Annotated in this window: 1 protein-coding gene; it reads right to left on the reverse strand. The window is 64.6% G+C overall.

Going from position 1 to position 452, the window contains the following annotated elements; all coding sequences use genetic code 11:
* The coding region (locus C1I95_RS37470; protein ID WP_146605960.1) for an APC family permease at positions 1–432 on the reverse strand (432 nt) is incomplete at its 3' end.
* Positions 433–452 lie beyond the last annotated feature (20 nt).

The following is a 452-nucleotide window of genomic DNA, read 5'->3' on the forward strand; positions in this document are numbered from 1 at the left end:
GTACACCACGACGAGCACTGCCGACAGGACGAGCCCCGGCGGCGTCAGCTCACCGTGCTGGAAGAGCGACTGCGCCCAGGGCCACGGCCAACTGCTCATGTACTGGATCGAAGCCTCAGCCTCGATGGGGATGACGGTGACGATGGCGATCCAGTTGGCCCAGGCCGCCACGAAGCCCACCAGCGAGCCATGCGAGTAGCGCGCATAGCGCACCATGCCGCCCGATTCCGGAAACATTGCGCCCAGTTCGGAATACGTCAGGGCAATGGCCAGGATGACGATGGCGCCGATGATCCAGGTAAAGATGGCTGCGGGGCCCGCGACCTTTGCAGCGTGGCCGGCGCCGAACAGCCAGCCGGAGCCGATGATCGAGCCCAACCCGGTCAACATCAATGCCCAGGCGCCGAGATTGCGTTGTACGTTTTTTTCCAAGAGGAGTCTCCGCCCCGGCG

The sequence above is a fragment of the Micromonospora craterilacus genome, from assembly GCF_003236315.1.
Classification (GTDB): Bacteria; Actinomycetota; Actinomycetes; order Mycobacteriales; family Micromonosporaceae; genus Micromonospora; species Micromonospora craterilacus.